This is a genomic window from Pseudomonas sp. GW821-FHT07F05 (genome assembly GCF_059418765.1).
Map to the genome: position 1 here is coordinate 181,924 of NZ_JBWKQL010000011.1, position 6,454 is coordinate 188,377.

The following is a 6,454-nucleotide window of genomic DNA, read 5'->3' on the forward strand; positions in this document are numbered from 1 at the left end:
AGTTATAACGTGGGGGTGAGTCCGCACCCTTTGAGAATGATCCGGACCAGGTTATCCCCGGCGACTTCCATGTCTTGCTTGGTCAGCCGCGAACGGCCGGTCACCTGGCAGATCTGCGTGGCGAAGTCAGCGTAATGCTGAGTGCTGCCCCACAGCAGAAAGATAAGATGCACCGGATCGACCGGGTCCATCTTTCCTGCATCGATCCAGGCCTGGAAGACCGCGGCACGCCCCTGAAACCATTCGCGATAGTCCTGACTGAAATACTGGTTCAGGCATTCGCCGCCACTGATGATCTCCATGGCAAAGATGCGCGAGGCTTGTGGCTGGCGCCGCGAGAATTCCATCTTCGCGCGGATGTAGTGCGTCAGCGCCTGTGCCGGGTCGTCCTCTGCGCTCAGGTTGTTAAACGTGCTGTCCCACAACTCTATAATGTTGCTCAGCACCGCGATGTACAGACCCAGCTTGTTGGTGAAGTAATAGTGCAAGTTGGCTTTAGGCAGCCCGGCATTTTGCGCGATCGTGTTCATGCTGGTGCCTTTGAAGCCATGGCGAGCGAACTCGTCTTCGGCCGCCTTCAAGATCGCTTCTTCGTTTTTCTGACGAATACGGCTGGCCGGTTTGGTGGCGCTGGGGCTGTGAGCGGGGACTTCGAGGGTCATGTGCGGTTCCAGACGGATCATTGGGTGCGACGCGGTGAACAGATAGCGCACCCGCGAGGATCCGACAAGCGTTGCCCTCGTAAATCAGTGCTCAAATGATTCCGTTGTCTGTTCTTTGGCTTCGTTCGTCTCGCTTGTTTGCTTGCCTTCCGGGAGTAGCAGGCACATTACGATGGCCGTCAGTCCGCCGCTGGTGATTGCCGAGTCAAACAGGCTCTGTACCAATTGAGGCAAATGATGCAGCAGCGTCGGTTGCGCCGCGATACCCAGCCCTACTCCGAAAGAGGTAGCGATGATCAACATGCTGCGGCGGTCCAGCGGCGCTTGGGCAAGAATCCGCACCCCCGCCGCCGCCACGCTGCCGAACATCACCAATGTCGCACCGCCAAGCACAGGTTTCGGAATCTGCTGAAGAATCGCACCGATCACCGGGAACAGTCCGAGCAGAAACAGGATTGCTCCGATGTAGAGACCGACATAACGGCTGGCCACGCCAGTGAGCTGAATCACACCGTTATTCTGCGCGAATGTGGTGTTCGGGAATGCGCTGAACGTCGCCGCGATCATGCAACTGACGCCGTCGCCCAACACACCGCCCTTCAGCCGGGCAATATAGCTTGGGCCTTTGATGGGTTCGCGGGAGAGCATGCAGTTGGCGGTAAGGTCGCCGACGGTTTCGATGCTGCTGATCAGATAAATCAGCGCGACTGGTAGGAAAGCGGCCCAGTCGAAACTGAATCCGAACCGGAAGGGCACAGGGATGCTGACCAGCGCAACGTCGGCAATGGAGTGAGGTACGAGTTTTCCACTGAACCACGCTGCGATGCTGCCGACCGCGAGCCCGATGATGATGGCCGAGAGGCGCAACCAGGGCGCGCTCGAACGGTTGAGCACAATGATCACTGCCAACACGAATACGCCGAGGGCCAGATTGACCGGCTCGCCGAAGTCCGGAGCGTTAAAGCCGCCACCTAGATCGGTCACCCCGACCTTGATTAAGCTGACGCCGATCAGCGTGATGACGATGCCGGTTACCAGTGGCGTGATCACTCGACGCAACTGGCCGATGAAACGGCTGAGCACAATCTGCACGACGGCGCCGAAGAAACACACACCGAACACCATGGCCATGATGTCCTCCGGGCTGCCACCGCGCTGCTTGACCATGAAGCCTGCCGACAGCACTGCCCCGAGAAACGCGAAACTTGTGCCTTGCAGGCAAATCATGCCGGCACCGATACCGAACGGTCGTCGCGCCTGAATGAACGTACCCACCCCCGACACCATCAACGCCATGCTGATCAGATAAGGCATGTACGCGCCGAGCCCGAGCGCCGATCCGATAATCAGTGGCGGCGTGATAATGCCGACGAATGCGGCGAGGACATGCTGGATTGCAGCCAGGACCGCCGGTCCGGGGCGCGGCCGGTCATTGAGGCCGTAGATGAGGTCGTTATTGTCTGGCGCTTCAGGCTGCATGCTGGCTCTCGATTTTTGTGTGGGCTTCGACATCCAGCCTTACTGCAAAAACCTGTCCAACTGATCAGATACCTGTTTACCGATTCGCTGTACATGCCCGTTTATCAAGGGGCTGGACGAATATGGCGGACGTTTGACTGCGTGCTAGTGAGGTGCCGACGTACTCGGCCGGCCTCATCGTGTGGCAGCCAGACTCTCCAGAAAACTTTCCAGCACCAAATGGGGGCGGCGCCCTTTGCGCGTGACGGTTACAAGGCTCACGTCGTAAAACCGCGTCTTGGGTTTCAGCGCGCGCAGCCGACCCTGTTGCACCCAGAGGCTGGCGTAATGGTCGGGCAGATAGCCGATGTAACGCCCCGTCAGAATCAGAAACGCCATACCCTCCCGGTCCGAGGCGCTCGCGGTGCATTTCAGCGCCTGATAGTGGGCCTGGATTTCACTCGGCAGACGAAACGTCGGTGCGATGGTCTCCTGCGCGGACAGTCGATCGTCATCCAGCTGCGCATCTTCGACGTAAAACAACGGATGGCCGACGGCGCAGTACAGCAGGGAACGTTCGCTATACAGCGGCTGATATTCCAGTCCCGACAAGGCGCTGGCCTGGGGTACGACGCCGACGTGCAAGCTGCCGTCGAGCACGCCCTGCTCGACTTCGTTTGGCGCAATCATGCGGATATTGATGTGCACGTCCGGGCCGCGTTCTTTCAGTTGGGAAAGCGCGTGGGTGATCCGCATGTGGGGGAGGGTGACCAGATTGTCCGTCAGTCCTATGTTCAGCTCGCCGCGCAGGTGGCGGTGAAGACCATTTACTTCCGTACGAAAACTCTCGAGGGCGCTCAATAACTGTAGCGAGGACTGGTAGACCTCGCGACCTTCCTCTGTAAGCGAAAACCCCGCACGACCCCGTTGGCAAAGACGCAGTCCAAGGCGCTGCTCCAGATCGCTCATCTGCTGGCTGATGGCGGAGCGACCAATACCCAGCGCGCTTTCTGCTGCCGAAAAGCCCCCGGACTCGACGACGCTGCGAAAAATGCGCAACAGACGGATATCAAAATCGCTGACTTGCGCCAGAGGATCATTACGGCGGGTGCTCATAGTTTAGTAACCAATCAACTGAAGATCGTAAAAGCAGGGTTTTTCGGACTTTATGCCCGTGGCACTTTAGCTGCAACCGGCCCTGCTCCTGCTCGTACATTCGCCAGGAAATCAGGCCACCCAAGCCCAGTGAGGTTAATTCCGATGAATATGCCCGAATCGTCCGACATGTCTCTGGCGAGCCAGCTCAAACTAGACGCCCACTGGATGCCTTACACGGCGAACCGAAACTTCCATCGTGATCCACGGCTGATCGTCGCTGCGGAAGGCAGCTATCTCACGGACGACAAGGGCCGCAAGATATATGACGGTCTGTCGGGGCTTTGGACCTGTGGCGCGGGGCATACGCGCAAGGAGATCCAGGAAGCGGTTTCCCGGCAGTTGGGTACGCTGGACTACTCGCCCGGGTTCCAGTTCGGACACCCGCTTTCCTTTCAGCTGGCTGAAAAGATCACCGATCTGACCCCAGGCAAGCTGAATCACGTCTTCTATACCGACTCTGGATCGGAGTGTGCTGACACTGCGGTCAAGATGGTGCGGGCTTACTGGCGTTTGAAAGGTCAGGCCACCAAAACCAAGATGATCGGCCGCGCCCGTGGTTATCACGGCGTCAACATCGCGGGCACCAGCCTGGGTGGCGTCAACGGCAACCGCAAGATGTTCGGGCAACTGATGGACGTCGATCATCTCCCTCATACCTTGCTTGCCAGCAACGCCTATTCACGGGGCATGCCGGAGCAGGGCGGCATTACGCTGGCCGACGAGATGCTCAAGCTGATCGAATTGCACGACGCTTCGAACATTGCAGCAGTCATCGTCGAGCCCATGGCAGGCTCTGCTGGCGTGATTGTTCCGCCGCAGGGGTATCTCAAGCGTCTTCGCGAAATCTGTGATCAGCACAATATTCTGCTGATCTTCGATGAGGTCATCACCGGCTTCGGCCGTACCGGCTCAATGTTCGGCGCCGACAGCTTCGGCGTGACGCCGGACCTGATGTGCATCGCCAAGCAAATCACCAACGGCGCGATCCCGATGGGGGCCGTGATAGCCAGCACCGAGATTTACCAGACGTTCATGAATCAGCCGACGCCCGAGTACGCTGTGGAGTTTCCCCATGGCTACACCTATTCAGCACATCCCGTTGCCTGCGCCGCCGGCCTTGCCGCGCTGGAAATCATTCAGCGCGAGAACCTGGTGCAGCAGGTCGCCGAAACCGCGCCGCATTTCGAAGGCTATTTGCACGCGTTGAAGGGCAGCAAGAATGTCGTCGATATTCGCAATTACGGTCTTGCCGGCGCCATTCAGATTGCGCCGCGCGACGGCGACGCCATCGTGCGTCCCTTTGAAACGGCCATGAAGCTGTGGAAGGCCGGTTTCTACGTACGCTTCGGCGGCGACACTCTGCAATTCGGACCGACCTTCAATAGCAAGGCCGAGGACCTTGGTCGCATGTTTGATGCAGTGGGTCAGGCCCTCAATCAAATCGACTGATCATCTTTTATTTGCTCACAGGCGCAGTCCGGCTGCGCCTGTGAGCTAGCGTTTTCCGGAGTTATGCATGAGCAACATTCAGCACCTGATTCATGGCGAGCTGGTCAGTGAAAATGGCCGCACTGCCGATGTGTTCAATCCGTCAACCGGCCAAGTGATTCGTAAAGTACCCCTCGCCAGTCGCGAAACTGTTCAACAAGCGATTGACTCTGCCAAGACCGCTTTCCCCGCATGGCGCAGTACACCGCCTGCCAAACGCGCGCAGGTCATGTTCCGCTTCAAGCAGTTGCTGGAACAGAACGAAGGACGTATTGCCCGGCTGATCAGCGAAGAGCACGGCAAAACCCTTGAAGATGCGGCGGGAGAACTCAAGCGCGGTATCGAAAACGTCGAATATGCCTGTGCGGCGCCGGAAATTCTCAAGGGCGAGTACAGCCGCAACGTCGGACCGAACATCGATGCGTGGTCTGACTTTCAGCCGCTCGGCGTAGTGGCGGGCATCACCCCGTTCAACTTCCCCGCCATGGTTCCGCTGTGGATGTATCCGTTGGCGATCGCCTGTGGCAACTGTTTCATACTCAAACCTTCCGAGCGCGATCCAAGCTCAACGCTGTTGATAGCAGAGTTGCTCCATGAAGCCGGATTGCCGAAGGGTGTACTTAATGTCGTGCACGGCGACAAGGTAGCGGTTGATGCGCTGATCGAAGCCCCTGAAGTCAAAGCGTTGAGTTTCGTCGGCTCAACCCCGATCGCTGAGTACATCTATAAGGAAGCCACCGCCCGGGGTAAGCGGGTACAGGCATTGGGTGGCGCGAAGAATCACGCAGTGCTCATGCCCGACGCGGACCTGGATAACGCCGTAAGCGCACTGATGGGGGCGGCCTATGGTTCGTGCGGCGAGCGCTGCATGGCGATTTCGGTTGCGGTGTGCGTGGGCGACCAGGTCGCCGATGCGCTGGTGGCCAGGCTGGTGCCGCAAATCAACGGATTGAAGATCGGCGCCGGGACTTCCAACGGTCTCGATATGGGACCTCTGGTCACCGGGCAGCATCGTGACAAAGTCAGCAGCTATATAGAAGGCGGTGTAGGTGCGGGGGCGAAGCTGGTGGTGGACGGTCGTGGACTCACGGTTCCCGGACACGAAGAGGGGTTCTTCCTGGGTGGATGCCTGTTCGACCACGTCACGGCCGAGATGCGTATCTATAAAGAAGAGATATTCGGTCCGGTGCTGTGCATCGTTCGTGTGGATAGCCTCGAGCACGCCATGCAGTTGATCAACGATCATGAATACGGCAATGGCACCTGCATCTTCACCCGCGATGGCGAGGCAGCCCGGCTGTTCTGCGACGAAATCGAGGTGGGTATGGTTGGGGTAAACGTTCCACTGCCTGTACCTGTGGCTTATCACAGCTTTGGCGGCTGGAAGCGATCGCTGTTTGGCGACCTGCACGCTTACGGCCCGGATGGTGTTCGCTTCTATACCCGTCGCAAAGCCATTACACAGCGGTGGCCGCAACGTGCCAGCCATGAAGCTTCGCAGTTCGCGTTCCCAAGTCTTTAAAGCTCAGGGCGGGCAAGTCCCCAAAGTTGCCCACCCCGTCAGCTATTTTTGACCGATATGACAGTTTCATTAAATTAGGGGTTGACGCTCCTCTGGATCTGTCTATAATTCGCCCCACTTCCGGCGCAGACGAAACGGAAAACTCCTTGATAATCAAAGAGTTGGA

The 6,454-nt window shown here is 58.2% G+C and carries 5 protein-coding genes; 2 read left to right on the top strand and 3 right to left on the bottom strand.

The features are described 5' to 3' along the window. Positions 1-2: 2 nt before the first annotated feature. The 3 genes from AC07RO_RS21050 to AC07RO_RS21060 all read right to left on the bottom strand — a co-directional run bounded on the left by AC07RO_RS21050 (position 3) and on the right by AC07RO_RS21060 (position 3,236). Positions 3-662 carry a TetR/AcrR family transcriptional regulator gene (locus tag AC07RO_RS21050; RefSeq protein WP_192173240.1) on the bottom strand — a complete coding sequence of 220 codons (660 nt, stop codon included), beginning with the start codon at positions 660-662 and terminating at the stop codon, positions 3-5. A gap of 84 nt (positions 663-746) precedes the next feature. Beyond that, positions 747-2,141, bottom strand: a complete 1,395-nt coding sequence (locus AC07RO_RS21055; protein WP_346627977.1) for a uracil-xanthine permease family protein — start codon at positions 2,139-2,141, stop codon at positions 747-749. A 174-nt stretch (positions 2,142-2,315) separates the two neighbouring features. Beyond that, positions 2,316-3,236: a LysR family transcriptional regulator gene (locus AC07RO_RS21060; protein ID WP_346627978.1), complete on the bottom strand. Its 921-nt coding sequence runs from the start codon at positions 3,234-3,236 to the stop codon at positions 2,316-2,318. A 144-nt stretch (positions 3,237-3,380) separates the two neighbouring features. Here AC07RO_RS21060 and aptA point away from each other — a divergent pair, with 144 nt between their 5' ends. Continuing rightward, entirely contained in the window at positions 3,381-4,727 is a 1,347-nt protein-coding gene (gene aptA / locus AC07RO_RS21065; protein ID WP_495086982.1) for an omega-aminotransferase AptA, read from the top strand. A 67-nt stretch (positions 4,728-4,794) separates the two neighbouring features. Then, positions 4,795-6,288 (top strand): CoA-acylating methylmalonate-semialdehyde dehydrogenase, encoded by a 1,494-nt coding sequence (locus AC07RO_RS21070; RefSeq protein WP_495086975.1) that lies wholly within the window; start codon positions 4,795-4,797, stop codon positions 6,286-6,288. Positions 6,289-6,454 lie beyond the last annotated feature (166 nt).

Excerpts from the sequence above, each read along its gene's own strand:
- AC07RO_RS21070 (WP_495086975.1), top strand. The coding sequence starts at position 4,795 with ATGAGCAACATTCAGCACCTGATTCATGGCGAGCTGGTCAGTGAAAAT.
- AC07RO_RS21055 (WP_346627977.1), bottom strand. The coding sequence starts at position 2,141 with ATGCAGCCTGAAGCGCCAGACAATAACGACCTCATCTACGGCCTCAAT.
- aptA (WP_495086982.1), top strand. The coding sequence starts at position 3,381 with ATGAATATGCCCGAATCGTCCGACATGTCTCTGGCGAGCCAGCTCAAA.
- AC07RO_RS21060 (WP_346627978.1), bottom strand. The coding sequence starts at position 3,236 with ATGAGCACCCGCCGTAATGATCCTCTGGCGCAAGTCAGCGATTTTGAT.
- AC07RO_RS21050 (WP_192173240.1), bottom strand. The coding sequence starts at position 662 with ATGACCCTCGAAGTCCCCGCTCACAGCCCCAGCGCCACCAAACCGGCC.